Raw genomic sequence first — 26,556 nt, 5'->3', positions numbered from 1 at the left:
TGAGTTGCCTCCGGGTCACGACCACAGTTCTACCGGGTCCCACTCCGCGCAGAGTGAAGAACTCAGAAGCTGATCACGACATCACACAGTCCCTAACGGCGTTAACGGCGTTAACGCCATCCACCCCAGCCCACCCCCAACCCGCCAAAAAGTACCTGTCGACTGGTTTTTTTAACGCCAACCTGCCTACATTGACCCCCGCGGGAGCCGATCCCGCACCACCCCGACCAGGAGACGTGCACACGTGGCAAGGGCCAGGCAGGAACGGGCGGAGATCACCCGGCAGGCGATCCTGCAGGGCGCCGCCGTCGCCTTCGACCGCGCGGGCTTCGACGGCACCAGCCTGAGCGACGTCGTCCGGCACGCCGGAGTCACCAAGGGCGCCCTGTACTTCCACTTCCAGTCCAAGGAAGCCCTCGCCCGCACCCTGATGGACGAGCAGTTCCAGGTCTCCGAGGAGGTCCCGGCCATTGAGGACCCGGGGCTCCAGACGGTCATCGACCTCAGCCACCAGATGGCCTTCGGTCTGCGCACCGACGTCCGCATCCGGGCAGGCATCCGCCTGGTCGTGGAGTTCGGCTCCTTCACCCGCCCCGACCGCGCCCCGTACGACACGTGGATCGCCACCTGCCACGGCTGCCTGGTGCCGGCCCAGGAGCGCGGCGACGTGCTGCCCTCGCTCGACGCGTACGACGTCGCCACCTTCCTGGTGGGGGCGTTCACCGGCATCCAGGTCACCTCGCACGTCCGCACCGGCCGCGAGGACCTGCACACCCGGATCACCGACCTGTGGAACCTGCTGCTCCCCGGGATCGTGCCCGCGGACCGGCTCCCCTGGTTCAACCCGGCGGGCTCCCCCGCCTGCCGGGCCGAACTCGCTCTGCCCGCCTGACGGCGTTTCCAGGGCGGCCTCGCATACGCCGTGGTGAACCACGGGGGTGCTCGCTACGGCGTGTGCGAGGCCGCCCTGTCGCGCGTCCGGAACCAGAAGCACGCCATTTCGTTAGCAAAACCCAAGCGTGGTGCCCACACACGCCCCTGAACGTTAGTAAAGTCCCTCCCATGACTTCGCCCTCGTCCCAGAGCGACCGCGAGAAGGTCGTCTCCAAACTCCCCCCGTGGCTGCGGCAGGAGTTGAAAATCCGCACCGCCCAACTGCGGGTGGACATCCAGGATGCCGTCCACCAGGGCATCAGCCAGTGGAGCGCCCTCGCCTCCGCCCCCTCCCCCGTCGACACCTCCGGCGCCGAATCGTTCTCCACCTGGCTCCCCGTCGGTCAGTGGGAGTCCTTCCGCACCGACTCCAAGCACCGCGGGGTCTCCCTCATCCAGGGACTCGCCCAGGCCGTCAGTCTCTGGCTGGAGCTGAACCCGGCCCCCACGGTCAAGCGGCCCTCCGTCGTGCGCCGCATCATCGTGTGCAACCAGAAGGGCGGAGTCGGCAAGACCGCCATTACCGCCGGCACCGCGGAGGCCCTCGCCGAAGACCCCGCGTCCCTCCACCCCGTGCGCATCGCCCGCCAACTCGCCCGTCTCGCGGCCGACGACGAACAGCAGCCGGACCCGGCGCCCACCACCCCGCTGGACCTGGAAGACCTCCCGGGCCTCGGCATGCGCGTGCTGCTCATCGACTTCGACCCCCAGGGCCACCTCACCAAGCAGCTGGGCCAGCAGCCGCTCCCGATCGGCGGCGACAGCCTCACCTGCCACATGGCCGGCGAGGCCAAGGGCCCCCTGTCCGACCTGATCGTCCCCATCGCGGACGACCGCTTCGGCGACCGGCTGCACATCCTCCCTGCCTGCACGGACGCCTTCCTCCTCGACGTCCGCCTCTCCACCGTCCGCGCCCGCGAAGCCGCCCTCGAACGCGCCCTGGCCCCCGTCGAGTCCGATTACGACGTGATCCTCGTCGACTGCCCCCCGAGCCTCGGCCTGAGCATGGACGCCGCCATCTACTACGGGCGCCGTCGCGACACCGAACAGCCGGGCGCCTCCGGCGCGCTGATCGTCGTACAGGCGGAGGACTCCTCGGCGGATGCCTACGACCTGCTCACCTCCCAGATCAACGACCTGCGCGACGATCTCAGCCTCGACATCGACTACCTCGGCCTCGTCGTCAACCTCTACGACGGCCGCCGCGGATACATCGCGACCTCCTCCCTCCAGGCGTGGATGGACATAAAGGATCCCCGGGTCGTCGCCATCGTTCCCGACCTCAAGGAACAGCGCGAAGCCGTCCGCGTGAAGCAGCCCCTCTTCGTCTACGCCCCCAAGGGCGACCAAGCGGTCGCCCTGCGCGCCCTCGCCCGGGAGATCTCATGAGCAGCAAGGCCGACAAACTCGGCGTCTCGGCATCGTTCGCCCGGGCCCAGCCGGTCGGCGTGAGCCCCCGCCGCGCCGCGATCGCGGAAGCCACCGGGGCGCCCACCTCCGGCGTGGTCCCCCCGTCCGAGGTGCCCATCGAAGCTCTCGCGCACAACCCCTTCAACCTCCGCGAAGACCTCACGGAGATCGACGAGCTCGCCCAGTCCCTCATCGCCCGCGGCCAGCTCCAGCCCCTCGCCGTGGCCACCCGCATGGCCTTCATGGAGGCCCATCCGGGCGCCTCCGACGGCCTCGGCCGCGCCCCATACGTCGTGATCGACGGCAACCGCCGCCTGGCCGCGGCCCAGCTCGCCGGCCTCAAGACGCTGCACATCCACGTGAACGACGCCCTGTCCGCGTCGGCGGCCGACATCCTCGAATCGGCCCTGATCGCCAACGTCCACCGCGTGGACGTGGCCCCGATGGACCAGGCCCGCGCCCTCCAGGAACTCGTCGACGTCCACGGCTCCCAGGCCCAGGTGGCCAAACGCCTCGGCAAGACGCCTGCCTGGGTCTCCCAGCGCCTGACCCTCCTGAACCTCACCCCGACCCTCCAGGAGAAGGTCGAGACCGGCGAGCTGAAGGTCGAACCGGCCCGCCGGATCGGCCGCCTCCCCCAGGAGGCCCAGGAGGCCGCCGCGGAAGAGACCATCAACGCGGTCAATCCCCCCCGCCAACGCACGCCGCACCCCCTCAACGGCGTTAACGGCGTTAACGGCGTTAACGCCGTTAACGCCCCCACCCCCAAGCCCCCCACGCCCTCTCCCTCCATCCCCTCCACCCCCAACAACCCCCGCATCACCATCTCCACCCTCTCCCCGGAGACGATCGCGGACGCCCTCACGGCACACCTCACCCCGGAGGACCTGAAGGCCGTCACGGAACTCCTCGTGCAGCGCATCTGAACCGGGGCACCGAAAGGCACCACCCACGCCGGGGGCGCTGACGGCATTAACGCCGTTAACGCCCCCACGTGTGTTTCATGTGCGTTCAGCGGTGCGATTCGCATAGGCTGCTGCCCGGAGGTAGCCATGCCGAACGAACAAGAAAGCCTCTTCGCAGCGGTCGACGCGCTGCTGGAAGAAGCCGCCACGGACCCGCTCCCGCACCCGGACGAGCGCAAACGCCTCCGCGAGGCCGCGGGCCTGAGCCAGGACCAGATCGCGAAGGCCCTGCTCGTCCGCCGCGAAACGGTCACCTCCTGGGAGACCGGCCGCACCGCCCCCCGCCCTCCCAAGCGCGCGGCCTACGCCCGCCTCCTGGAGGGCCTGGCCACCCTCCACCCCGTTAACGGCGTTAACGCCGTTAACGCGACACCCCCCCTTCACGCCGTCGACACCGACGCATCCCCCACCCGTGAGGCGGCTCCCACCGTTAACGCCGTTAACGCCGAGGTCCTCGCCACCCCAGAGGCGGCTCCCACTGTTAACGCCGTTAACAGTGACGCACCCCTCAGCCCGGAGACGACCTCCGCCCCCACCCCCCTTAACGCCGTTAACGGCGTCAGCACCGACGCACCCCCCACCCCGGACCCGGAGGCGGCGGCCCCGACCTTCCGGCCCCACCCCTCCCCCCCGGGGTCTGGGGCGGAGCCCCAGTTTCGGGAAGGGGCGGGTAGGGGAACAACGCCACAGGCCCCCACCCCCGCCTCCCTCACCCCCACCACCCCACCCCACCCCCCGGCAGGCAACGGCCCCCTCGCCGTCCTGGACGGCACCGGCCAAGCGCACACCGCCGGCGGACTCCTCCTCGACCACCCCGCCGACAATCTGCCCGCCCTCATCACCTGGGCCCTCGGCCCCACCGCGAACCTCCGCTCCCCCCGCCTGCACCGCAACGGCAGGGACGGCGACCCCCTGCTCGTCCTCACCGCCCCCGCCGCGGAACGCCTCGGCCTCCCCCTCACCCTCGAGGACCGCCGCGGGCTCCGCCTCCCCGACAACCATCCGGTCATCAAGCAGCTGACCAAGAGCAAGTGGCAGCTCACCCGCCGCGGCTTCGGCCCCTGGGCCCGCATCTACCGGCCGGCGACCCCCACCACCGGCCGCCAGTGCGTCCAGCTCGCGGTCCTCCCCTGGGGCGCCCTCGACCCCCGCGCCTGGGGTGAGGACACCGCCGACCTGCCGGCCCCCGAACTCGCCGCGCTCCTCACCACCTACGCCACCCGCGTCCTCACCCCCCGCGGCTCCACCGCCGTCACCGGCCTCGAACTCATGACGGCCCTGCGTCCCCCCACCCGCGCTGCCCGCAACCCCCAGACCAACGCCTGGGAGTCCGCCCCCGTCGCCGGTTCCCTCACCCGGCCTGTCGACCCCGCTCCCCCTGAGGCCCCCGACGAGCACCCGGTGGTCGCCGCCCTCTACCCCCGGTCCCACCAGCGCACCCCGGACCAGGTCCTGGACGAGGAGGCGTACGACTGGATCCGCGACCCGGAGCTCCTCACCGACGCCGAATGCGCCCGCACCCACGCCGTCGGCATCGACGTGAACATGGCCTTCGCCGCCGCCGCGAACCGCCTCACCGTCGGCCTGGGCCCCGCGACGCACCGTACGAGCCCCCGCTTCGACCCCAAGACCCCCGGCTGCTGGCTGGCCGACCTCTCCTCGATCCCCCTCGACCCCCGCCTGCCGAGCCCGTTCACCCCCCACGGCAAGGCCCCCACCGGCCCCGCCTGGTACGCCACCCCGACCCTCGCCTACGCACGTGAGCTCGGCTTCGACGTCCACCCCACCGAGGCATGGCTCCGCCTCGACCACGGCCCCTACCTCGACGCCTGGTACACCCGCCTCCGCGACGCCTACATGGCGACGATGGCGGACCTCGGCATCACCCCGGCCCTGACCGAGGAGGAGTTCCTCCAGGCGATGGCGGCCCGGTCAGAACACGACAGCCCGGTCCCCGCCGCCGTCCTGTCGGCGATCAAGTCCACCGTCAAGGGCGGCATCGGCAAACTCCGCGAGCGCCCCCAGGGCGCCGGCTACCGTCCCGGCGAGCGGTGGCCCGCCCTCGAACGCCCCACCTGGCGCCCCGACATCCGGGCCGCGGTCATCGCCACCGCCCGCGTCAACATGCACCGCAAGATGAACAAGCTCGCCACCACCGCGGGCCTGCACCCCATCGCGGTCCTCTCGGACTGCGCCGTCTACCTCTCCGACGGCCCCAGCCCCCTGGACTTCCTCCCCCGCACCCCCGAGGGCAAGCCCGTCCCCGGCGGCTTCCGCATCGGCGTCAGCCCCGGCATGGTCAAGCACGAGGGAACCCAGAGTCTCCTGTGGGCCGTCCAGATGCTCGACGAACACCTCAACCCCGCCCGCCACATCAAGGGCCACGACGCAGCGGCAGACGGCGAGTAACCCATGCCAGACGACATCTCCGACAGCCTCACCAAGGCCGACACCCTGCACTTCACCCGCCCGATCCCCCGGTCGGCGGGCGCGCAGATGCGCTTCCTGGTGAAACAGCTGAAGACCACCAGAGCCGTGGCCGCGGCCCTCGGCATCTCCCAGCGCACGGTCGAGCGGTACGTCAAGAACCAGATCCGGCAGCCCAAGCCCGACCTCGCCGCCCGCCTGGAGACCGAGGTACGGCGGCGCTGGCAGCCCCTGGTCCGCAAGCGCGCCCGGGACAGGGCCGCGACCACCACCGGCCTCGTCATGGAGACCCGCGCCCGCTTCGGCTTCACCGCCGCCCCGGGCACGACCGACGACGGCCGCATGCGCCGCATCACCCAGCACCTGCCCCCGGAGTACGCGGCCCGCCTCTTCGCCGCCCAGGAAGCCGGCGCCGCCGAACCCCGGCTGCGCCAGATCGCCGCGGAAGCCCTCCAGGAGGTCTACTTCAAGGACAACGGAGCCCGCGCGACGAGCCTCCTGGTCGAGTTCACGGACATCGACTACGTCGACTTCGCCTTCTGAGCCAGCGACCGAATTACCCGAAGTGCCCGGAAAGCGAAGTGACCGAAGGGACTCAAGGGACCGAATTTCGCCATTACCTTCGAACACTTCCCGGCCACCCCGAAGGACCGAAGCCCCCCCCGAGGGACCGAAGGCACCCATGAGGGACCGAAGGGACCGAAGTCCGAACCCGGAGCTCCGAGAGGTTCCACAGCTCCCAGAGGGACTGCGGGGGCCAGGAGGGAGGTACTACAGGGACCAGAGGGACCGAAAACCATCCCTCTCAGGCAACAGTCGGCGTCGACAGGCCCCGCTGCGAGCGCTCGGTCTTCCTGCCCACCTGCCGCGGCTCGATCGTCCGCGGATCCACGGCCTCACCCGGCGCGCCCTCCCGGTACAGACCGTGCGGCTCGGCGTCCCGGTCGTGCGGCAGCAGGTAGAAGACGCGGCGCTTCTGCAGACCGCTGTCCGGGTCCGCCTCCGCCGTGTCCCCGAGCTCGGTGAAGCCGATCATGCGCCCGTCACGGTGGTAGCGCGGCTTCCCCCGGCGGCGCGGGGTCTTGTCCAGGGCCTGGCGCACGTAGTCGAGCTCTTCGGGATCCTCCAGCCACACCACTTTGTCCTCGTGGGCGAGATCGCTTGCTGTCAGTAGCGAGCTCATGGCCTGGGTCCTTCCTCGTTCACGTCGGCCCTTCCGGGCCCCTGGTTCCTCCACGCCGCGCACGGCGCCGACTCCGGTATGCGGCCGGGCCCCGCGGGCCACGACCGGCTGGTGGGTCTGTTCATCGTCCTTGTCCATCGTAGGCGTGCCCGCCCCGGGGCGGAGGCACACGTCGGCCGGTCAGTTCGAGCCTGCCCTGTTCGCCTCGCGCGGCGTCGGCTCGTCATCGGCGAGGAGGGCCAGGCCGGGGTAGAACTTCTGCCCGTTCGAACGGAGCATCTCATTCGGCGAGGCGACACCCACCTCGGCGCGGATCCGTGTGGCGAACGCGCGGGTGGTCGCGGGACGCAGGCCCTCACCGTCGAGACACCAGGCACTGTAGGCCCGGTAGAGGGCCCCCTGCTCGACCTTCAGGTCACGCGGATCGGGAAGGTCCGCCCCCGTGGTGCAGCACTCGGCCAGGAACCGTCCGATGTGGTCCTCGGTCGTGGCGTACGCCTGGGTGGCCGTACGGACCACGCTCGGCCCGATCAGCGCCGGCTTGCCGGCGAGGTAGGCCTTGGCCCCCTGGATCATCCAGTGGAGGATGCCCGGACCCTCCTCCTGGACGAGCGCCTCCGCCAGGTTGTCGATCTTGCGGTGGTCGGGGACGACCTTCTCGAACGGGATCAGCCTGATCCGGCGCCAGAAGGCGTGGCCGCCGGTGCCGACCTCCGGACGGTGGTTGCCCAGCAGCCACAGCTTGTGCGTCGGCTCGAAGCTGAAGAAGTCCTGCCGCATGCGGCGGGCCTTCAGCCGGTCACCACCCGTCAGCAGCTTGACGCGGGCCTCGTCGAACTTGTCGTGCGGCTTGAGCTCGCTGCACACGAACAGGCGCCGGCCGTGGAGCTCCGTGAGCTCGGTGGAGTGCTCGTTGAACTTGCCGCGTTCCATCAGGAAGCCCGGCGGGGCCACGTCCGCATAGTCCCCGAGGATCTTGATGACCACGTCCAGCAGGGCCGACTTGCCGTTGGCGCCCACCCCGTAGAGGAAGGGCAGCACCTGGCCGCCGACGTCACCGGTGATGGAGTAGCCGAGCAGGAGATGAAGGAACTTGATCATCTCCTTGCCCTTGTCGTCGTCACCGAAGGTCTGGTCGAGGAACAGGTGGAACCGGGGCGTGGGCATGGCCTCCGGCGCCAGGTGCGTGGCGCGGGAGTGCAGGTCCCGGGTGGGATCGGGCTTGTGCAGGTCCCCGGTGCGCAGGTCCACCACGCCGGCCGGGGTGCACAGGGCGTACTTGTCCCCGTCCAGGGTGTCGGGATCCAGGGCGAGTTCGGGCGACGCCTTCGCCTGCGTGAGCATGGCCTTCACCCCCGACGTCGACATGGCGCGCTTGCGGTGCTGCGCCAGCTCCCGGTCGGTGAACAACCCGCGCGGGTCGTGGGCGGGCAGGTCCTCGGCCATCTCACCGGCCGCCCAGATCGCGGCCTTCTCCCCGCCGGTGCGCTTCCACCGGTACTCGTCCCACACGTACCAGCCCAGTCCCTCCACATGCCGGAACCGGTTGTGGTGCAGGTGCGCGAACAGCTTGGCGTTGCCCCGGTCGGTGAGGTTCTGCAGCAGCCCGGAGGAGATCACGTCAGCGCCGCCCCCGGTCACGGGGAGGACTCCGCTCTGCTTCTGCTGCGCGGGCAGCCGACGGCCGGGCGCGGCGGCCTCCGTGGTGAACGCGGCGAGCTGTTCGGCCGCGGCCTGGGCGTTGAACCCCGTGCTTCCGGCGCTGCTCATGGGCGTTCCTTGGGGTGGATCGGTCGGTCGCTTCCGGCTCGGAGCCCCGCCTCGACGATGAGGACGTTCCGGCGCGGCTGGTGGGGTCGTGCGTGGTCCGCGGCTTCCAGGAGCAGGTCCCGGCACTCCCCGGCGGTGAGATGGCCCGCGGCGACCAGCCCCCCGGCCGTGAAGGAGGCCCGGTTGAGCTTCTCGCTGAACGCGGCCCCCTCAGGAAGGGCACCACAAGCCCGCACCTCGTCCAACAGAGCCCCCAGCAGCCTCTGTCCGGCCTTCAGGCGCCTCCGACCCGCCAGGGCCCCCTCAGGGCCCCCACAGGCCCTCAGAAGCCCGCGTACGGCCGCCGGCGGTGGCGCAGGGACCGTTCCCACCCCGTGCCCGGTACGCACGAGTTCGGCGCCGAGCCACAACGGCAGCGCGGCGGGCAGCCGGGCCCCGGGCAGCGCCTCGTAGACCCCCGCGTCCGTCCGCGTCGTCGGCGCCACGATGTAGCCGCCGACGGCCCGGACGTCGACCTGCCAGGCGAGCGCCACCTTGGAGCTCGAACCGCTGGAACACCGGAACCCCGGCCCGCCGCGCGGCGCCCGGTACCAGACGTGCATCCCTCCGGACGGCGTCCGCACGCGCAGGGTCGAGGTGTCCTCGCAGGGGTTGGGCCGGGAACGGTACGCGGCCAGGAGCGCCAAGGTGTCGAATCCGCTCTGCAGTCCGGTCAGGTTGACTCGGTCGTCGATGGGGATGCCGGGCAGCAGACGCTGCCGGTCGGGCAGGACCGTCGCGTGGGCGTCGACGTCGATGACCACGAGCCCCGCAGGACCGCAGGACACCCCGATCCCGAATCCGGGCTCGCTCCCCCACCACTGGCGCACCGTGGAAAGGTCCGTGGTGGCCGCGTGGAACCCGTGGCACCACCGTCCCTGCCCGAGGCACGGGCAATCCTGCGGGGCGTGTCGGCTCCCCCGGCAGTCGGCACAGTTGGGGGCCGGTGTCTTGGTCCCCGGGGCCAGCGGATGCACCGGAAAGCCTCGGGAGGCCATCCAGACCGCCACGTCCAGCGCCGCCCCGCCACGCACGCCCTGTGGCGGATGCTCGGAATAGACGGGCACTGGCTCTTCCTTGACGCGCGGTTAGGGACGATTCCTCCCGTCCCGGACCCTGCACCTCAGGGACCAGAGGGACTGAAGATTCACTATCTCGGAGATTACCGCAGAGCTACCGACCGGTCAGGCTCGATCTCCGCTGTATCGAGACTTGAGTCCCTTCAGTCCCTCAGTCCCTGAGTCTCCACCCCACCAGGCCCACACCCGATTCAACTTGCCCGCCGTTGCTTCCCGGGCGTGTCGCACCCACCGCATCGCACTGCATCCCGGCGCGCCAACTCCCCGCAACTGTCGATATGCCCGATAAGTCCCCAGGTACTGAACCCGCAACCACCCGTTCAGTCCCTTCGCTTTCAGTCCCTCGACAAAAGTGCAGGTCAAAGCGTTGAGACTCGCACGTCAGGGACTGAAGGGACTCAGAATCACTACTTCCAGCCTTTATGCGTGTGCGTGTATGCGCGCGCATATAAGAAGCCTGGATGTGCATATGTGGCTCATAACTAGAAAGTTGAGTCCCTTCAGTCCCTCAGTCCCTGGCCGCACCCGCCTGACCTGCAGGTTTCTGTAGTGACTGAAGCGACAGGGACCGAAGGGTCCGAACCGGCCTTCAGCCCCTGGGCGGGGAGGGAGCACCGAGGGAGGGGCCCGCTCCCCCACGCAGGGACTGAACCCACCCGGCGCTCACGCCCCTCTCCATCACCCCGCCTGCGAGCGCCCTGGACCCTGGGACGGGCCTCCGTCCCTGTCCCGCAGCCCATGCCCCGCGGCGCTTCGGAGGAAGATGCCAGGGGCTGGCGCGGCTGCCCAGGGCGCGTCGATGACAAGCGACGTCAAGAAATCCTTGACACGAAGATCGCGTCAAGGTTTCCTTGACGTATGCCGATCTTGTACTCGGAGGCGTCCCAGCCGGATGTCTCCTCCCCCGCTCACTCGTCCATCGCGCTGCTCCCGCTGACCGCGGTTCTGGCCGCACTGACCACGGTGTTCGCCGACCGGTTCACCACCACCGGGCGGGTCGCACTGGTCGTGCTGGCACTCGGGCTCATCGCCGCCACGGGCGCAGCGGTCGCTCGCGCCACTGCCCGTACGGCCGCCGACCGGGCACGCCGCGACGCCGATGTCCTCGACGCGCTGGAGCCCCTCGCCGGCGCACGCCGATGAGCACCGAGCCGCTGCTCGGCCCGCAGGAAGCCGTCCGTATCCGAGAGGGCATCGCGGCCGCCGTTCTCGGCGCTCCCGAGGGGCTCGCCGCATCACTGGAGCACGATGCCGACGGGTACCTGCGTCTGGTGGACGCCTCGCGGGTCGGTGCCGAGGAGGCGAGCCGGCTGCTGCGCGAGGCCGTCCAAGGGGCCAGGGCGGCCGGACACAGCTGGGACTCCGTCGGCCGCATCCTCGGAGTCAGCCGTCAGGCCGCCCAGCAGCGCTTCGCGGGCAAGGCCGCGGACGTCGTGGCCGCGGGACCGCCCGAAGGGGGCCCTGCCGCCGCCGAACGCCGCATCCTCAGCCCCCTGTCCGCCTTCAACGAGATGGCCGCTCTGGCGGAGGCCGGACGCGAAGGCTGGCATCTGGTCGGATACGGGGCGCTGTTCCACGAGGTCGAGGCATCCGACCGCCCGTGGGAGCACTGCCGGGTCACGCTTGCCTCGAGCGGCCGCCACCGGCGGATGGAGGCAGAGGGCTGGATCCCCGTAGGCGCGGGCTGGTTCCCCTGGCGGTACTACAAGCGACCGCTCGGCGTGCCAGAGGCGTCGCCACGGGCGACGAGCAAGCCGTGATGCCCTGCCCGTTCGCCCATCCGCCCGTGCGGATACGGCGAAGGGCCCGGATCTGCAAAGATCCGGGCCCTTCGGCCTTCAGTAGCGGGGACAGGATTTGAACCTGCGACCTCTGGGTTATGAGCCCAGCGAGCTACCGAGCTGCTCCACCCCGCGTCGGTGAACCCCACCCTACGCCACCCCGGGGCCACCCCCCGACCACTTTCGGCTGGCGTGCTCGGAAACGCGGCCGCCAGAGGGGGTGGAAAAGGAGGCCACCTCGACTGGTGGACGGCGCGGACCGGGGTACACGGGCTGGCATGGCACCGAACACGACGGAACACCTCAAGTCCCTGCGGGCCGTACGGCAGCTGCGTCGGGTCCGCACCTTCTACACGGCAGGCTTCCTGCTGTGGGCTGTCGCGTCGGCCTGGACGGCGTGGACGCATCCAGGGACCCGGTCGATGTGGGTCTCGCTCCTCCTCCTCGCGGTCTTCACCGGCCTCCTCGCCACCGCCTCCCTGTGGCTGCACCGGCTCCAGGCAGCCCCGGGAACCAAGCCGGCACAGCACGCCGCACCCCGACGAGCCGTCGCCCCACACCACGCGAACGCCTGAACCCGCGCCCTCGGCCCGGTCATGCGGTGACCGGGCGTCCGGCCTTGACCGCGCGAGGCGGGGAGGGGTCGCCGGGCGCCGCACACCATGTGTGAGACTCCGTCTGCTTGATCACTCGGGGGGAGTCTCACATTGAACGCGCTGTTGAAGAGGGTGTGGATCGGGCTGGCCACGATGTTGATCGTGAGTCTGGCCGCCGTGGCCCTGCCGAACCACATCCAGATCAACGACGACGGGCGTGTCCACCTGGGCGCGCCCGCAGCCACGCCTTCCCCGTCCACGGCGGCGCCCACCCCGGAACCCGAGTCACCACCCCTCACACGGGACGCCGTCGACGAGGCGATCCGGACCGCGGTCAGCGCGGCCGGTCTCGAACCGGGACAGGGCCGCCCGACCGTCGCGGCCGGCGCCGACTCGAAGAGGACGGGCTGGTCGGCCGTCCGCGAGCAGACCGCCGCGCAGGCGGAGATCAACGCGATCTGCGCCGACCTGGAACGCCAGGGCTGGACCCTGAACCCGAACGGCGATCGCCCCGACGCCTCCCGCAGCTACAAGCGCGGCGGCTGGTACCTGCTGGTGAGCACGCGCGGGAAGACCCAAGCGCCCTCCACCACCTCCCCCTTGACCGACACGCAGACCTACCTGACCCTGACCGGACTCCAGCTGAACCTCGCCGACCTCCCCCTCCCCGAGATCACCGTCCGCATCGGCTGACCGTTCGAAGACCCGGACCGCGTCGACATGTGAGCCCTCGACTTCGCGGATGACGTTGGGGGGTGTGACGGGCCGGCACGCGCCCATACGGTGGCCCGATGACGTCGATCAAAAAGTTCCAGGTCACCTTCGACTGCGCAGAACCTGAGCGCCTCGCTCGTTTCTGGTGCGAGGTGTTGGGGTACGTCGTTCCGGCCCCACCCGAGGGATTCGCCACCTGGGACGCCTTCAAGGCATCACTGGCACCTGAGCAGCAGGACGCATGGTTCGCCTGCATCGATCCCTCGGGTGTGGGCCCGCGCCTGTACTTCCAGCGCGTCCCCGAAGGGAAGGCCGCCAAGAACCGGGTCCACCTCGACGTGCGCGTCGGCACCGGACTCGTGGGTGAAGAACGCCTCGCTGCGCTTGAGGCCGAGTGCGCGCGACTGGTCCCGCTCGGCGCGGTACACGTGCAGACGCTGTATGACGGCAACGACGCGTGCATCCCGATGCTCGACATCGAGGGCAACGAGTTCTGCATCGACTGACGGCCCCGAACAGGTCCTCCCGGATCGACTCCAGGGCACGGACGGTGAGGTGCTTGTCCGGCTTGAGGTCTGTTCGCGGCGTGGCGGCCTGGTGAGAGGAACACGGCAGCCGTGCTGCGCCGGTCGGGGCCGACGGGGCGTCTGGCGCTGGCTGGGCCATGCGGAAGCCGTGCCGCGCCGCCACGGCCGTCCACAGCCCGCTCGCCGAGCGCGGCCGCGCGGCCCGGTGGACGGCACCGCCCGCTGACCGGGCACCGGCTGGAGTCCCTGCCGGAATTGGCTGGCAGGTGCATGACCAATTTCTGCGGTGCGGGGCTACCTTCTTAGGGCTCCGGAGGGGCTGCTGTCCGAACGCGTGGGCCACAGGCGGGCGGTGGCGGCGTCTCCAGCGCCCCGGCTCCGCCGAGGGGCCGGGCCCCCCACGCATGGAGGAAAACGACATGTCTCTGGGTACCTGGCTGAAAGTCGGCACATCCGCCGCCGCGCTGGTTCTCGCGGCGGCGACCGCCGCGACCGCGGCACCCGCGCCCATCCCCGATGCCACCGCAGCAGTAGTGACGCTCCGCTACGACGACAGCCGGGCCGACGGCTGGGAAGCAGCCGTCGCGGCCGGGGTCGCCTCCTGGAACGCGAACGTCAGCAACGTCCGGCTGGTGGAGGCCGCGCCCGGGACCCGGGCCGAAATCGTCATCGTGGCCACCACCGGTTGGCCGCAGGCCACCCTCGGTCCGGTCCGTCCTGGTCGACAGGTGCGCGTCGAACTCGGCGCGCAGGCCGTGAGCCAGGGGTACGACAAGACGCGCATCGCCGCGCACGAGCTGGGCCACAGCCTGGGCCTCCCGGACACCAAGCCGGGCCCGTGCTCCCAGCTGATGTCCGGGTCCAGCGCCGGGACGGCCTGCACCAACGCCGTACCCAACGCGACCGAGCGGTCCCGGGTGCAGAACGCGTACGCGAACGGGCTCGCGGCAACCGTGCCGACCGACGGCCGAGTACTCGTCGACGCCCCCTGACCGCAGGTCGTCAGGTGGGCCGGTGCGGTGTCCCGGCCGGAACGGGGCTCCTGATCGCGGCTCGACCCTGCGCATCGGCCCCGCCAAGCCTCCGGATCCACAAGGCTCGGCGGGGCCGATCCAACTTCACATGCGTCTTTCGAGCACACCGTGCAGGACCACCTCAAGCCGGTGTTCGCCACGTTGCCGGCCCGCGCACTCGGAAGCGGGCACCGCAGGCCGCTACCCCGCCTGCTTGACGCAGGTTTGGTCCCTCGCCGGCAGCTTGCCGGTGGCCAGGTACCGGTTGACCTGGTCGTCCACACACTCGTTGCCGTAGAGCCCGAAGAGGGCGTGCCGGTTGGCGCCCTCGAGGGTGACCAGCCTGGAGCTCGGCAGCTGCTTGTGCAGCTCGACGCTTCCCTTGTACGTCGTACGCGGGTCACCGGTGGCGGCGACGATCAGCGCAGGCACATCGCGCCGCACCCGGGTGGGCTCTTCGCGCGGCGAGTCCCAGAAGGCGCACGGGTTGATGTTGTTGGTCAGAGCGCCGAACAGCGGGTGCGCGGCGCGGTTGCGCTCGATGTCCCGCCAGTAGAGCTCGGGATCGCGCGCGGCGGCCACGTCCCCGCAGATGACGGCGGACTGGGCGCCGGTGGGCTCGCCCTCACCGCGCAACACGTACCGGAGCTCCGGGACGAGCATCGGCGGCACCGTCGTCGGCCGGCCCTCCGCGGCTTCGGCCAGGACGGAAAGCAGCTCGCCGAACGACGCCCGCGCCGGGTCGGTGTCGTCCGCGATGCCCGCGAAGAGGAGGAGCGGCACCTGGCTGTCGTCGATCAGGAAGGCATCGGCGCCGGCGCCGATGGTCAGCGGACCGCGTGCGGCCGCCGCCATGATGCGGTCGACGGCGGCGAGCACCTCGGCGCGGCTGCGGCCGAGGCCGTAGGTGTCGTGGCGCCCCGCGGCCCAGGCGGCCCAGTCGGACAGCGCCTTCTCGTTCTCACGTTCGGTGCCCTTCAGCAGCCGGGGGCGGTAGTCGCTCGGGTTGATCGCCCCGTCCAGCACCATCCGGTCGTGGCGGCCGGGGAACATCTGCGTGTAGACCGTGCCCAGGTAGGTGCCGTACGAGTAGCCCAGGAAGGAGATCTTCCGCTCGCCGAGCGTGCCGCGGATGACGTCCATGTCGCGGGCCGTGTTGCGGGTGGTGATGTGCGGGAGCACCGCGGCGTCGGCGGCCCGGCACTTGTCCGCCACGCTCTTCTGCAGGGCGACCTGGCGGTCGAAGCCCGCCCGGCCGGTGCCGGCGGACAGCCAGGTCATGCCGACGGGCAAGCCGCAGTCCAGCGCGGTGCTGCGCCCTATGAAGCGCGGGTCGAAGCCGACGATGTCGTAGCGCGCGCCGACCTCCTTCATCGACGCACGGGCCTGCGGCGGGGACTGGAGCGCGGGACCGCCCGGACCGCCGTTGTTGAGGAGGATCGCGCCGATGCGGTGGCGGGTGTCGGTGGCCTTGAGCCGGGAGATCGCCACGGCGATCGTGCGCCCGCGGGGGTCGGCGTAGTCCAGGGGCACGGTCACGTCCGCGCACTGCACGCCCGCCTGCTCCAGATCCCGCCCCGTGGTGTCGTCGGGACCCTTGACGCAGCTGCCCCAGCCGAGGTGCTGGCGGTAGTACCGGTCCAGTCCGGGCCCGGAGCTCTCCTGGGCGGGGGTCTCGGCGGCCATGGCCAGGACGGGGGAGGAGGTGAGGCAGGCGGCGAGGGCGAGGCCCACGGCCAGGGCGCGGCGTACGGCGGGGCTGACCGTGGTCACGGGGTTTTCTCGAGCATCGTCCGCTTCGTGTGATCGCATGCCCCGAGGCTAGGAACCCGCCCTGGTACGGCACATCGCCCAAGCGCACGAGGACCCCGGTCCCCTCCACACCCGGCCCGGGACCTGCGGCCCGGTCCGGTCTCCTCCTCCAGGAGGAGACCGTCGCCGGGGCTGCGCCGAGGGCCGCCCCGGCCACGCGCCCGCCCCAAGGGGACATCGCCGCCCTGGCATGCTGTCAGGAGTTCCTCGGCTCCAGAATCGAGACGCCCCTGTGTCTGCTTCCCAGATCCTCTTGCTCCTCGCATCGGTCTTCACCGCCGCGGGGTCGGTCATCGGCGTCGTCGCCTCCCTCAAGATCCGGCGCGTGCGGTTCCTGCTGAGGGAGGGCAGCACTGCGCGGGGCGTGGTGACCCGTCTCGAGGAGACCCGGATCGCGCCGGCCTCGGACGCCGGCAGCACCAGCCGGAGCGTCGGAACCACCGTGTACTACCCGGTCATCACCTGGAGCACGGGCGACGGCCGCGCCATGGAAACCAGGACGAACATCGCACGCCCCAAGGACAGGACCCTTCCCGTCGGTGCCCACGTCGAGGTCCGATACGACCGGGCGGACCCGTACCGCTGGACCCTCCCGGCCGAGAGCACCGCCTTCTGGTGGCTGTTCAGCGCACTGGGCGCGCTGTTCGTCGCGATAGGGCTGGGGTTCGCCCTGGGGGGCCTGTCGTAAGGGGCCTGACGTGCAAGACGTTCGCGAAGCACCGTAGGGCGCATGCAGGCGTGGCGGGCTTGGTTACCGCGTTGCCGGGGCGTCGTTTCCGGTGAGGGTTGGTTGTCATACGTGTACGGCATGGCGGTGGCCGGTGGTTTGCCGGGCCTTGGCGACAGCGATGCCGGCCGTGGCACAGGTGTACCGGCGGGACGCCCCCCGGCGACTGGTGGCCCGAGGACAAAGCCGTGTTCCAGTCGGAATTGTGTTGCTCACTGGATCTGCGCAGATTCCGGGGCGATTCGCAGTGTGACCTGCGGGTTTCCGTCTCGGAGCCTGGCAGCGCAGGTTGGCGGGTTTCACCGATCGCCAACAGCTGATGGTCTTCGCTGTCCAGAACGGATGCACGGGGCGGATCCCTATTTCCATCCGGATTCCAGAGTGCAAGCACGGAGTGTCGTCAGAGAGGGATGGGCATGTTTCGCTGATCATCGGGCCCCGTCCGCCGGTCTAGGCTCGGTTCGTGGAGCAGCCCGAGCAGCGCGCCGAAGGTGCAGGACCGTTCACCACCCGGCTCACTTGGCACCGTCCGGGAGGCGAGACGGTGGTGTGGGAGTCACGGCAGGCGCGAAGGCGTGGGTCGATGGTGGTCCAGGGTCCGAAGGGCACCGTCACCACCTCCTCGACCGCCGACGCCAGGACCCTCGAGCGACTTGGAAGGCTCAATGCCCTCGCCTGTGGTGCGTTCTTCATCGGGGGAGCACTCTTCGCCCTGGGGGCCGCCGTGGCCCAACTGGGCTCGGGCGACGCGATGGAAAGCGCCTCGATCTACTTCGCAGGCGGCCTGTTCTTCAACGTCGGGGGCTACACCTCGCTCCTGCAGGTGCTGAACGCGCCACGGCACTCCCCAGAGGAGGGTACGTTCCGTGCGGCCGGCTGGAGGTGGTGGGGATACGAGCCGATGCGCTTGGACTGGCTGAGTACGTTCGTACTGTTCGTAGGGACGCTCGTGTTCGGTATCAATCTTCTCGACTCCTTCCTTCAGGGCCTCACGGCCGAGCAGACCAACCGGCTCATCTGGGCCCCCGACATGATCGGGTGCCTGTTGTTCCTGATCTCCGGGCATCTCGCCTTCGCTGAGATCTGTCATCGCCCCTGGCCCTGCCTCCGCTCACGCAGCCTCGGCTGGTGGATCGTCGCGGTGAACCAGTTCGGCTCAGCCCTCTTCATGTTCTCCGCCCTGGCGGCATTCACCCGACCCGCCACCGGAAGCCTGATCAACACCGACATCGCCAACTGGGGCACACTGCTGGGTGCCCTTTCCTTCTCGATCGGTGCTGCACTCCAAGCCTTCGAACGCCCGTAAAGAACCGCGCCGTCCCCCACAGAGCCGAAAGCCCCGCCCAGGCTCTTTGCGAAGCGAGGAGGGGAGCATTGCGCCCGCGGGTGCGTTCTTGCTGTTGCCTGCGCCCGTACACGTCGGCCGAGGCGGCGACGCTCCTCGCCTTGGCCCGGTCATGCGGTGACCCGGTGACCGGCCTTGACCGCGCGAGACGGGCAGGGGTTGCCGTCGGCCGCACAGCGGGTCAGGGACTGAAGGGACTCAGAATCACTACTTCCGGCCCCAGCGCGCCCTCGTTCTCGCACACCGGTGCCGGTGCCGGCCGAAGTCATCAAGTCCTGGCTGCCACCGTGCGCACACCCAGCTACGGGTACGTCTGCGCAGCCGGCTGTCCGACCGCTCACCGGCACCGACCTGCTGCCCGTGTGGTCCACCACGGCACTCGGGCCCATGCTCCCCCAAGCCGCAGGGAGGGGATGGCTGGAGACCGCCTTGGATGTCCTGGCCTACCGGGTGACCCACCAGGTCACCGATCCCGTGCTCGCGCTCGGCAGCGCACCCGACGCGAGCCAAGCCCCTTGCCGAGCCGCACGGTTCAACGAAGCGAGTGGTCGAGCGGATCGGTGGTGACGGCGTACCAGCTGTCGTCCTGGTGGTTGCGGTCGTAGTGCCCCCACATGCCGCTGGCCTCGTGACGGCCGACGGCCTCGATGGCCTCGGGCCACGCCCCCCACCGCCGGACGCTGCCGCTGACACCAGGGCCTACGGGCGACACCGGAGGCAACGTTGAACGCGTTCAATACCTCTGACAGTATGGCTTCCGGTGAACCTGCCGGACCAGCGGAGTCGGATCCGCCTGCCCTCGCGACGGGTCGCCACGAGACCGGAGGTTGGCACGACATGGGCCTGATCCTGCTACTCCTCGCCCTGATAGTCGCCCTCGCCGTCGCCCTTGTGGCCCTGGCCGTGATCCTCACGGCGAGCGCCGGCCTGGGCCTCGCGACCGCCGCGGTGAGCCGCAGGCTGCCGCTCTGGGGCAGGATCACGCTGCTGCTGACCCTTGCCGCCGCTCCGGCGGCGGCACTGGTGAGCACCCTGGACGTCGCGGCCGTCTGGCAGCTGGCCGCTTGGGCGCTGCCGTTCCTCACGACGGTCGCCTCAGGAGCCGCCTGGCTCGCCTTCGAAGCCCACAGGCACCGCGCGCCCAGGCTCCCGAAGCCGGCATGGCCGGTCCCCCACGCACCGGCCGCCGGTCGCTGAGCGCGCACCATCCAGGTGAGTTCCCACAGCTCGCCGAGCAGGGCGGCTGGCGTGCGGCGCTGGGAACCTCGGCGATTCGGCCCACCACCCTTGGGGGAGTCCCGTTGCAGAAACGGGATCGGCGCAGTGTGACCGAGGATCGTAGATGGCGGGTGATGCTCTCTTCGGTGCAGGTCGCCGGCAGGTGGAGGGAGCTGGTTGGCGGATCTTGAGGGCGATGGTTGGCGGGCCGGGATCCGCCTTGGTCACGGTATGTCAACGGTCAGTGGGAATTCCCCAGCGGCGGCCACCAGGCGGGGAGCTATCCGGCCGCCGGTGGTCGCTCTGCGTTCCCGGATGGTTCGTCGTTCTTGATCGGTCCCGACGGCAGCCAGGGCCTGGCTCCGGTGGCACCTGGATCGGGTTGTTGCACATGCCGTAGCGGCATGTGGTGGGGTCGGGGCACCACAGCACGAAAGGCTCTGTCTGCGATGTACCCCTCCCTCACGCCTCCCCGGCAGGTCAAGATCGGTGATGCCGCTGCGTTCGCCGGGATCACCCCACGCGCCATCCGGCACTACCACGAGATCGGTCTGCTGCCGGAGCCAGAGCGCGGCGGGGACGGCCGCCGCCGCTACGGCTATGACGACATGACCCGCCTGCTGTGGATCCGCAAGATGGCTGATGCCGGTATCAGCCTGGACGACATGCGGGCCGCCTTCGGCGAAGCCCGGGACGAAGCCGGAGACGAAGCCCTGGACCAAGCCCCGGATATCGAGTCGGTCCTGAGCAGGCTGGAGGAAACCTTGGCGGCGCAGGAGGCCGCCGTCAAACGTCGGCGCGCGGCTGTCCAGCGCCTGCAGGCGGTGGGCAGCCCGCTGGGGCTGCTCTCCGAACTGGTCACGGACCGGCTCAGCCACCTGCCCCCGGGCGCGTTGCGCCCCTCCGATCTGGACGCCTTGCTAGTCACGGAACGGATCTTCGGGCCGCTGGGCGCCGCCATCCAGGCCAGCGCGTTCATCGTGCTGGCCACCCACCCCGACCTGCGGGCCGAGGAGGACCGTCTTGAGGCGGCCGAGGCCGCCCTCGACGACGGCGTCGAACCCGACGACCCGCGCGTCGAAGAGCTCGCCGTACAGCGATGCGCTCACCAAATGGCCCTGAATCGGGCCATCGAGGCAACTGGTCTCGACGCGGTCGAGGAGAAGATCTTCGAGATTTACGACGCCGACCTGAAAGGGGAGGAGGGCACAGAGATGAGTGCCGCCGCAGCGATCACCAAGATGCCTTACGACTTCTCTCCTGCCCGGATGCGCTGCGTGGAACTCGCCGGGCGGCTCTTCGGCGAGGCCCTTGCCGACGCCCACTCCGCCGACAGCTGATCGCCTGTGCCTGGCACTGACGTGGCCGACCGATCGGGTCAGACGTCGAGCCGGTGAGACCTTCGCCGAGGCCGCCGTCCGCGAGCCTCACGAAGAGACCGGCCTCGTGGCCCAGCCCGACGACATCCAGGTGCTGGGCACGGCTCCTGGACCGGGTGGACGACGTCGTACGGTTGACGGTGCCGTCCTGATCACCCGCTGGTCCGGCATTCCCCAGCAACGAGAGGAGGCCATCGGATCATGGCGTTCTTGCCTCTTACCGCGCTGTGCCAGCCGCTGTTCGTGCCCAGCGCCCAGTGCCCGACCGCCTGGAACCCCGCCCTCCCACTCGATCACCCCCGCGCCGACTTCCAGCCGTACGCCTCCCCGGCCGGTAGCCCGGCACCGAGCACCTTCCGCTCGAGTCACTAGGTCGTAGTCGGGTACCTGCACGTCCACCTGCCGCGCGTGTTCTCAAGACGCCCGCCCACCCCGAGCAGGAAATCGCCCGACAATCCGACGCTTCCGCCGCTGCGGCCATGCCCCCGGCTCACTCACCCCGGAAGACCAGGCCGTCATCGACCAGTTCCGCGCGATGGTCGTCACCGTACGCTCCCTGGAGACGTGGACGCCGCGGCAGCGGCCGGGACGTCGCCGTGCGGGTCGGCCCGTTGGCCGCAGCACTGCCCGTCATCAGCCCTCCTGGAGAACACGTCGCGCTCATCCCTGCGACCTGCGCGCGGGGGCCGGCGCGGAGGAGTCCCCTCTGCGCCGACCTACCCGGGAGCGTGGGCGGCGGGCAACTCACCCGCGGCGCCACAGGGCGGGGACGTTCGGAGGCTCCCAGCCGGGAACGGCGGTGTGGGCCTGGACGCAGGTGTACGCCGCCCCGCCGTAGGCGACCCGGTCGCCGGTCCGGTACGCGGTCCCCGTCGCCCACGTTCCCCCGGGCGGGGTGCTCGGGCCGGGGGGTGTGACCGTGGGGGACGGTGACGGCGTCTGCGGTACGTCCAGGACGAAGTCGAAGGTGCCCTCCCTCCCCGGGCCGTTCTGACGCACGTTCATGAGCAGCCGGGCGTCGAAGATCGAGTCCGTGCTGTTGCGCGGCTCCCCCGGGAAGTACAGCTGGGTGGTCAGCACCGGCCTGCCCGGGGCGTGCACCTTGACGTGGAGGTGCCGGGTGCGCCCCGGGTAAAGCCCCGGCACGATGGTCGCCAGCCGGAACGCCCCCTGGGCATCGGTGAACTGGTGGCCCCGGAACGCGAATCCGGTGTTGTCGTACGCGCCGTTCACGTCGGCCTGCCAGAAGTCGAGCAGGGCCCCCGCGACGGGCAGGCAGGCCCGACCGAAGACGTATCCGCTGACCGTGAGCCGAGTGCCTGGGGTGGACGCGGTCACCAGGGAGGTGCGCAGGGGGGAGTTCGGCTTGAAGTAGGGGCCTTCCGTCTGGGGCACGGTGGGGTGGTCACCGTCGTCGCAGGCCGGGGTCAGTCCGGGCGCGCCGCCGGCCCCGCGCTGGTCACGGGCCAGGGCCGCTCCACCACCGATGAGCAGCGGCGTGCCGGCGGCGAGGGCGGCGGCCCTGAGGAAGTTCTTGCGGCTCAGCCGGCCGGCGGATGTGGGGGCGGCGCCGTTCGGCGGCGCGGACCGTGACGGGTCGGTGGTCTGTTCTCCAGAGCTGGGCACGGGTCGGACTCCTTCTCACTCGTGGGGCGGGGAAGGCGATGGGCTGATCCGGGCCCCCGGGCCACGGTGGGGCGCGGCCCGGGGACGGGAGGCGCGCACCCGCTCGCCCGGACCCCTCGGCGTCAACCTACGGTTTGCTCCGCGGCGGCCGCGATGGACGGGATCCGGGGATCATGGTGAATTCCTCCGCCCTGCGGGCTGCTTCCCGGGCCGCCGCTCGCTGCCCGGTAGTCCCCCGGGGTCAGGCCGGTTTCGCGCCGGAAGAAGCGGCAGAAGTACGCCGGGTCGGCGAAGCCCGTGTCCCGTGCCACTTGCCGGATCGTGAGGTCGGTACGGGCCAGCAGCCGCTTGGCCTCCAATGTCTGCCGGCGGCGGATCAGCCGACCGGGGGTCTGGCCGGTGGCCTCCTTCACTAGCGCGTGCAGGTGCCCGACGGACACGCCCAGCTCCTTCGCGCAGGAGGCCACGGAGGCGTCCGTACCACCCGGGGAAGCGATCAGGCGGGTGAACGCGGCGGCCAGTTCCGCGGCACGTCCCGGTGCCGCGGCTTCCCGCCCCGGACCCGGCTCGCGGTTGCGCAGGGCCCGGGTGATCAGGATGTGCAGGTAGGCGCGCAGCACCCCGGCGTACCCCGTGCGCAGGGTCTGGTACTCGTGTTCCATTTCCGCCAGCAGATCCGGGATCCCGTCCTGGCGGTCCCTCAGCCGCAGCCATGGCCGGTCGGCCAGCAGGTCCAGGGTGGCGGCGTCGTCGGGATGGGAGAGGAGGAAGTCCTCGTTGAAGAGCATCACCCGGCCGGTGAGTCCCTCGGCGTCTTCCCAGTGGTGGACCTGGCCGGGTGTGATCACGCACAGGTGGGGCGGGTCCAGGGGCCGGTGGGCGAGGTCGAGCACGTGCGCGCCGCAGCCGCCGGTGACGTGGACGATTTCGTAGAACGCGTGCCGGTGCGGGAAGTTCGCGCGGGAGAGCGGTCCGATGGAGTCGAAGGATCCGATGGCGAAGGGCAGGAGGTGCGGGAACGGGACCTCCAGCCGGTGCAGCGGCAACTCGCCGGTCCGGTGCGTGCTCACGGGGTGATCCGTAACGGGTTCATCGGAACAGTCTGCGACCGGATCACCCACTGGTCCAGACCAAAGGCCGCCGCCGGGGCTGGCCACGGGCCGAGACGGCACAAGAAGTTCCGTCGAACCGCGTGACCCGACCGTGGCGGATCGCTTCTGTTGATGTCGCAGTAACTCACCCGCGTCTGCGCACCTGTGGGTTGAGGGCTGTCCCGGCTCTTGTCTCGGGTGCGGGTGCCAGTTCGGATGGACGGCGGGTGCGGACTAGGGCGTGTCTGACAAATGATCACGAGCTGGTTTCGCGGAGCCAGAGGATCAGCGAGGCCAGAACGATTCCGGCACGGTAGCGGTCGGCGAGCTTGTCGAATCTGGTCGCGATCGCGCGGAACTGCTTGAGGCGTGCGAAGCATCGTTCGACCACGTTGCGCTCGCGGTAGAGCTCTTCGTCGAAGGCGGGCGGCCGGCCACCGAGGCGCCCTCGGCGCCGGCGGTTGGCCGCTTGGTCGCGGCGCTCGGGGATCGTGACGGCGATGCCGCGGCGCCGCAACAGGTGCCGGATCGCCCGGCTGGAGTACGCTTTGTCGCCCAGGACTCGGGTCGGTGTCCTGCGCGGGCGGCCGGTGCCGACTCTCGGAACGCGGATCCCGTCGAGGACCTGGCCGAAGGCGGTGGCGTCGTTGACGTTGTCGGGCGTGAGCACGATGGACAGGGGCAGGCCCCGGCCGTCGACGGCGAGGTGGACCTTGGTGGTCAGCCCGCCTCGGGACCGGCCGAGGGCCTGGCGCGTCTGCGAGCGGCCCGGATCTTCCAGTTCGTCCCCGTCTGCGGCCCCCTTTTGCGGGCGCCGGCGGCGTGCTGGTGAGCACGGTTGACCGTGGAGTCGACGGCGACGGTCCACTCCACCCGGCCCACCGCGTCGTCGCGGACCTGGACGTGTTCCAGCAGCTTCGCCCAGGTCCCGTCCGCTTCCCAGCGGGCGAACCGCTCGTAGACGGTCTGCCAGGGTCCGTACCGCTCGGGCAGATCGCGCCACGGAGCCCCGGTCCGCAGCCGCCACAGCACCCCGTTGACCACCTGCCGGTGATCACGCCACGGACGACCACGCCCATCCACCCGCGGCAACAGGGGCTCTATTCGCTCCCATGCCGCTTCCGTCAACTCGCCTCGACCTGCCACAAGATCAATGATCAGAGTGCTCGTGCTCGGGCTCTCGCGCGGGGTCCGTCATGAAACGGCTCAGCCGGTAGGTGGTCGGCAGCCCCAGGCGCCCACACAGCGTGTCGATCCGGATCATCGATCCGTCAACTCCTTCCTCCCGAAGACGGCGCAACCGCCTACGCATCTCCGCCTGGTCCCGAGCCTCAACGACGACTTCCCACTGTCCCGCGTCCGGCGCGGTGCGAGCAGCAACCCGCTGCCGTGCGTCCTTTTCCCGCCGCCTTCTTTTCCCCTGTCCTGGCACCTGCCCAGAATTGCTGGCTGGCGTCAGGACGGCAAGGCAATTGGCCCGAGCGCTCACTTCCCGCTCGGTGATCATTTGTCAGACAGGACCTAGGCCAGCACTCCGATCCAGCACCTGGCCAAAGTTAAAGCAGCAGGTCAGAGGGGGTGCGCGGTTGCTCGTTTCCCCGCACGGGGTCTGTGCACAGCAGGGCCTGCAAGAGCAGATTTTCGTTGTGCCACTGGCGGTCCGAGGCCGCGGCGTGCCCGCGTGGTCTTCCCTGATCGTGGTTCTACCGGGAAACACCGGCTGTCAAACCGAAAGCCCGGCCATGCCTGCAAATTACTCCCATTCTGGCAAAAAGACTTGGAAACTCACTAACCGAAAATTGGGCTGCCCTGTGCTCCTTCCAGCTGAAAGTGCACAGGGCGCCGGCACGTCTGACCGGTCAGGTGCGCAACCTTGCCTCGTGCCCTGTGGAGATGAGCATGGGCCTGATGACTCGTGGGATCGCTATTCCACTGCGGCAGGGTGCCGGACGAAGCGCTTGAGCTCCCTTTCCACGACTACTCGTCCTGGCCAGTCGCCGCGCCATACGCTAAGTCTGGAGCCCTGAACCCGCAGCGGATCCCACCCAGAACGCGTTCACCCGCTGCCCGGATCGGCAGCTTAATGTGCTTTTCAGGGGCTGCTCTGCTCACGGAAGGTCGTGCGTAGTTCTGCTATGTGTGTCCGGACGTCACGGACCAGCTGCTCCTCTGCGGCGGGGGTCGCGTCCGTCAACCTTTGGCGCTCCCTGTCCGTCTGCTCTCCGACTGTGACGCTCTCTTGGTGAAGCTGCTGAAATTCGCGCTCTAGTGCCTGCAGTTGGGCATGTCGCTGGTCTAGTTGTTCCAGAAGGGCCAGTTCAGCAGGTGTGGCAGGATTGACAGCACTAACCCGCGAGAGGTCGCAGCATAGTTGGGCGCACGTCCACAGTTCACGGCTCAGCAGCATATCGATGTCGGCGAGATTGACCGCTCCGGCTACAGGTTTGGCGGACAGCCAGACTTGAGCGCATGTGTCGAATATCCGTTTGAGCTCGTCTACTGCATTTTCGCCGTCCGGGTCGGCACGGCAATATGCGGCATTCGCGCGAAAGATTACCTGGTCCTGGTTGCCGCGGAGGAATCTAGGGCGTGCGTAATCACTGAAGGCCCAGTCGGGACCGTAGAGGCCCGGATGATAAGAGATCTCGGGGGCATAGACGACGCCGCTGTAGGCTTGCATCGGATCGTCCCAGCGGTATCCACTCTGCGCGCTGAATCTCCGTCGCGACGGTAGAAGCTTCTTCCAACTGCGGTAAACCATCGTGATTCTCCTCTTCAGTGCCGGGTGTAGGGTCCACGGGACTTCGAGCCTGTGCCACTTGTTGTAGTAGCGGGCACACCCTTGGCTGTAGTCGACGAGATGCCACAGCCGTACGACGCCGCGGATGAACCAGCGATTGCGGAGGCCGACGTCCCATGGT

The 26,556-nt window shown here is 70.0% G+C and carries 24 protein-coding genes, 1 tRNA gene and 1 pseudogene; 16 read left to right on the top strand and 10 right to left on the bottom strand.

Features of this window, described 5'->3' with window-relative positions; genetic code table 11:
• Positions 1 to 244: 244 nt before the first annotated feature.
• From AC07FY_RS29945 to tpg, 5 genes are all read left to right on the top strand, one after another.
• Positions 245 to 892, top strand: a complete 648-nt coding sequence (locus AC07FY_RS29945) for a ScbR family autoregulator-binding transcription factor (protein WP_479012531.1) — start codon at positions 245 to 247, stop codon at positions 890 to 892.
• Positions 893 to 1,062: 170 nt separating this feature from the next.
• A complete protein-coding gene (locus tag AC07FY_RS29940) occupies positions 1,063 to 2,322 on the top strand; it encodes a ParA family protein (RefSeq protein WP_479012528.1) in 1,260 nt (419 codons plus the stop codon).
• Positions 2,319 to 3,269, top strand: a complete 951-nt coding sequence (locus AC07FY_RS29935) for a ParB/RepB/Spo0J family partition protein (protein ID WP_479012525.1) — start codon at positions 2,319 to 2,321, stop codon at positions 3,267 to 3,269. Before AC07FY_RS29940 ends, AC07FY_RS29935 begins: the two co-directional genes overlap by 4 nt.
• A 126-nt stretch (positions 3,270 to 3,395) precedes the next feature.
• On the top strand, positions 3,396 to 5,717 hold the full coding sequence (tap, locus tag AC07FY_RS29930; RefSeq protein ID WP_479012522.1) for a telomere-associated protein Tap: 2,322 nt from the start codon (positions 3,396 to 3,398) through the stop codon (positions 5,715 to 5,717).
• A 3-nt stretch (positions 5,718 to 5,720) separates the two neighbouring features.
• Positions 5,721 to 6,278, top strand: coding sequence for a telomere-protecting terminal protein Tpg (tpg, locus tag AC07FY_RS29925; RefSeq protein ID WP_479012519.1), 558 nt, complete (start codon positions 5,721 to 5,723; stop codon positions 6,276 to 6,278).
• A gap of 262 nt (positions 6,279 to 6,540) precedes the next feature.
• Here the strand turns inward: tpg and AC07FY_RS29920 are convergent, their stop codons facing one another.
• From AC07FY_RS29920 to AC07FY_RS29910, 3 genes are all read right to left on the bottom strand, one after another.
• Entirely contained in the window at positions 6,541 to 6,918 is a 378-nt protein-coding gene (locus AC07FY_RS29920) for a DUF6009 family protein (RefSeq protein ID WP_257559655.1), read from the bottom strand.
• A gap of 180 nt (positions 6,919 to 7,098) precedes the next feature.
• The gene (locus AC07FY_RS29915; RefSeq protein ID WP_479012516.1) at positions 7,099 to 8,688 is read right to left on the bottom strand and encodes a DNA primase family protein; all 1,590 of its coding nucleotides are present in this window, start codon (positions 8,686 to 8,688) and stop codon (positions 7,099 to 7,101) included.
• Positions 8,685 to 9,737, bottom strand: coding sequence for a bifunctional DNA primase/polymerase (locus AC07FY_RS29910; RefSeq protein WP_479012539.1), 1,053 nt, complete (start codon positions 9,735 to 9,737; stop codon positions 8,685 to 8,687). Before AC07FY_RS29910 ends, AC07FY_RS29915 begins: the two co-directional genes overlap by 4 nt.
• A gap of 927 nt (positions 9,738 to 10,664) precedes the next feature.
• Between AC07FY_RS29910 and AC07FY_RS29905 the strand changes: the two genes are divergently transcribed.
• Together AC07FY_RS29905 and AC07FY_RS29900 are read left to right on the top strand one after the other, a co-directional pair.
• Positions 10,665 to 10,949, top strand: coding sequence for a hypothetical protein (locus tag AC07FY_RS29905; RefSeq protein WP_479012513.1), 285 nt, complete (start codon positions 10,665 to 10,667; stop codon positions 10,947 to 10,949).
• Positions 10,946 to 11,566 (top strand): hypothetical protein, encoded by a 621-nt coding sequence (locus AC07FY_RS29900; protein ID WP_479012510.1) that lies wholly within the window; start codon positions 10,946 to 10,948, stop codon positions 11,564 to 11,566. Before AC07FY_RS29905 ends, AC07FY_RS29900 begins: the two co-directional genes overlap by 4 nt.
• Before the next feature lie 82 nt (positions 11,567 to 11,648).
• Here the strand turns inward: AC07FY_RS29900 and AC07FY_RS29895 are convergent.
• Positions 11,649 to 11,722 (bottom strand) — tRNA-Met (locus AC07FY_RS29895).
• A 143-nt stretch (positions 11,723 to 11,865) separates the two neighbouring features.
• Between AC07FY_RS29895 and AC07FY_RS29890 the strand changes: the two genes are divergently transcribed.
• From AC07FY_RS29890 to AC07FY_RS29875, 4 genes are all read left to right on the top strand, one after another.
• Complete coding sequence (locus AC07FY_RS29890) at positions 11,866 to 12,162, top strand: hypothetical protein (protein ID WP_479012507.1); 297 nt, start codon at positions 11,866 to 11,868, stop codon at positions 12,160 to 12,162.
• A 183-nt stretch (positions 12,163 to 12,345) separates the two neighbouring features.
• The gene (locus AC07FY_RS29885; protein ID WP_479012505.1) at positions 12,346 to 12,876 is read left to right on the top strand and encodes a DciA family protein; all 531 of its coding nucleotides are present in this window, start codon (positions 12,346 to 12,348) and stop codon (positions 12,874 to 12,876) included.
• Between the two features lie 98 nt (positions 12,877 to 12,974).
• A complete protein-coding gene (locus AC07FY_RS29880; RefSeq protein ID WP_479012502.1) occupies positions 12,975 to 13,403 on the top strand; it encodes a VOC family protein in 429 nt (142 codons plus the stop codon).
• 440 nt (positions 13,404 to 13,843) lie between these two features.
• Complete coding sequence (locus AC07FY_RS29875) at positions 13,844 to 14,416, top strand: snapalysin family zinc-dependent metalloprotease (RefSeq protein WP_479012499.1); 573 nt, start codon at positions 13,844 to 13,846, stop codon at positions 14,414 to 14,416.
• Positions 14,417 to 14,638: 222 nt separating this feature from the next.
• Here AC07FY_RS29875 and AC07FY_RS29870 read toward each other — a convergent pair whose 3' ends face one another.
• Positions 14,639 to 16,210 (bottom strand): alpha/beta hydrolase, encoded by a 1,572-nt coding sequence (locus AC07FY_RS29870; protein ID WP_479012496.1) that lies wholly within the window; start codon positions 16,208 to 16,210, stop codon positions 14,639 to 14,641.
• Positions 16,211 to 16,481: 271 nt separating this feature from the next.
• On the opposite strand from AC07FY_RS29870, the gene AC07FY_RS29865 reads away from it, so the two are divergent.
• Positions 16,482 to 16,937, top strand: coding sequence for a DUF3592 domain-containing protein (locus AC07FY_RS29865; protein ID WP_479012493.1), 456 nt, complete (start codon positions 16,482 to 16,484; stop codon positions 16,935 to 16,937).
• A 502-nt stretch (positions 16,938 to 17,439) separates the two neighbouring features.
• Positions 17,440 to 18,282, top strand: coding sequence for a hypothetical protein (locus tag AC07FY_RS29860; RefSeq protein WP_479012490.1), 843 nt, complete (start codon positions 17,440 to 17,442; stop codon positions 18,280 to 18,282).
• A 571-nt stretch (positions 18,283 to 18,853) separates the two neighbouring features.
• Here AC07FY_RS29860 and AC07FY_RS29855 read toward each other — a convergent pair.
• Positions 18,854 to 19,033, bottom strand: a complete 180-nt coding sequence (locus AC07FY_RS29855; RefSeq protein WP_479012487.1) for a hypothetical protein — start codon at positions 19,031 to 19,033, stop codon at positions 18,854 to 18,856.
• A 125-nt stretch (positions 19,034 to 19,158) separates the two neighbouring features.
• Between AC07FY_RS29855 and AC07FY_RS29850 the strand changes: the two genes are divergently transcribed.
• The 3 genes from AC07FY_RS29850 to AC07FY_RS29840 all read left to right on the top strand — a co-directional run bounded on the left by AC07FY_RS29850 (position 19,159) and on the right by AC07FY_RS29840 (position 21,297).
• Positions 19,159 to 19,518 (top strand): hypothetical protein, encoded by a 360-nt coding sequence (locus AC07FY_RS29850; RefSeq protein WP_479012484.1) that lies wholly within the window; start codon positions 19,159 to 19,161, stop codon positions 19,516 to 19,518.
• Positions 19,519 to 19,988: 470 nt separating this feature from the next.
• Positions 19,989 to 20,879 carry a MerR family transcriptional regulator gene (locus tag AC07FY_RS29845; protein ID WP_479012481.1) on the top strand — a complete coding sequence of 297 codons (891 nt, stop codon included), beginning with the start codon at positions 19,989 to 19,991 and terminating at the stop codon, positions 20,877 to 20,879.
• A 106-nt stretch (positions 20,880 to 20,985) separates the two neighbouring features.
• Positions 20,986 to 21,297 (top strand): hypothetical protein, encoded by a 312-nt coding sequence (locus AC07FY_RS29840; RefSeq protein WP_479012479.1) that lies wholly within the window; start codon positions 20,986 to 20,988, stop codon positions 21,295 to 21,297.
• 365 nt (positions 21,298 to 21,662) lie between these two features.
• Here AC07FY_RS29840 and AC07FY_RS29835 read toward each other — a convergent pair whose 3' ends face one another.
• From AC07FY_RS29835 to AC07FY_RS29820, 4 genes and pseudogenes are all read right to left on the bottom strand, one after another.
• The gene (locus AC07FY_RS29835; RefSeq protein WP_479012476.1) at positions 21,663 to 22,544 is read right to left on the bottom strand and encodes a dioxygenase family protein; all 882 of its coding nucleotides are present in this window, start codon (positions 22,542 to 22,544) and stop codon (positions 21,663 to 21,665) included.
• A gap of 122 nt (positions 22,545 to 22,666) precedes the next feature.
• Complete coding sequence (locus AC07FY_RS29830) at positions 22,667 to 23,614, bottom strand: helix-turn-helix transcriptional regulator (RefSeq protein WP_479012473.1); 948 nt, start codon at positions 23,612 to 23,614, stop codon at positions 22,667 to 22,669.
• Positions 23,615 to 23,869: 255 nt separating this feature from the next.
• Positions 23,870 to 24,781, bottom strand: a pseudogene (locus tag AC07FY_RS29825) (IS5 family transposase).
• 946 nt (positions 24,782 to 25,727) lie between these two features.
• A complete protein-coding gene (locus tag AC07FY_RS29820) occupies positions 25,728 to 26,396 on the bottom strand; it encodes a hypothetical protein (protein ID WP_479012471.1) in 669 nt (222 codons plus the stop codon).
• Positions 26,397 to 26,556 lie beyond the last annotated feature (160 nt).

The organism is Streptomyces sp. NPDC045967, assembly GCF_056430495.1.
This window is presented reverse-complemented; position numbering and strand designations above follow the sequence as displayed.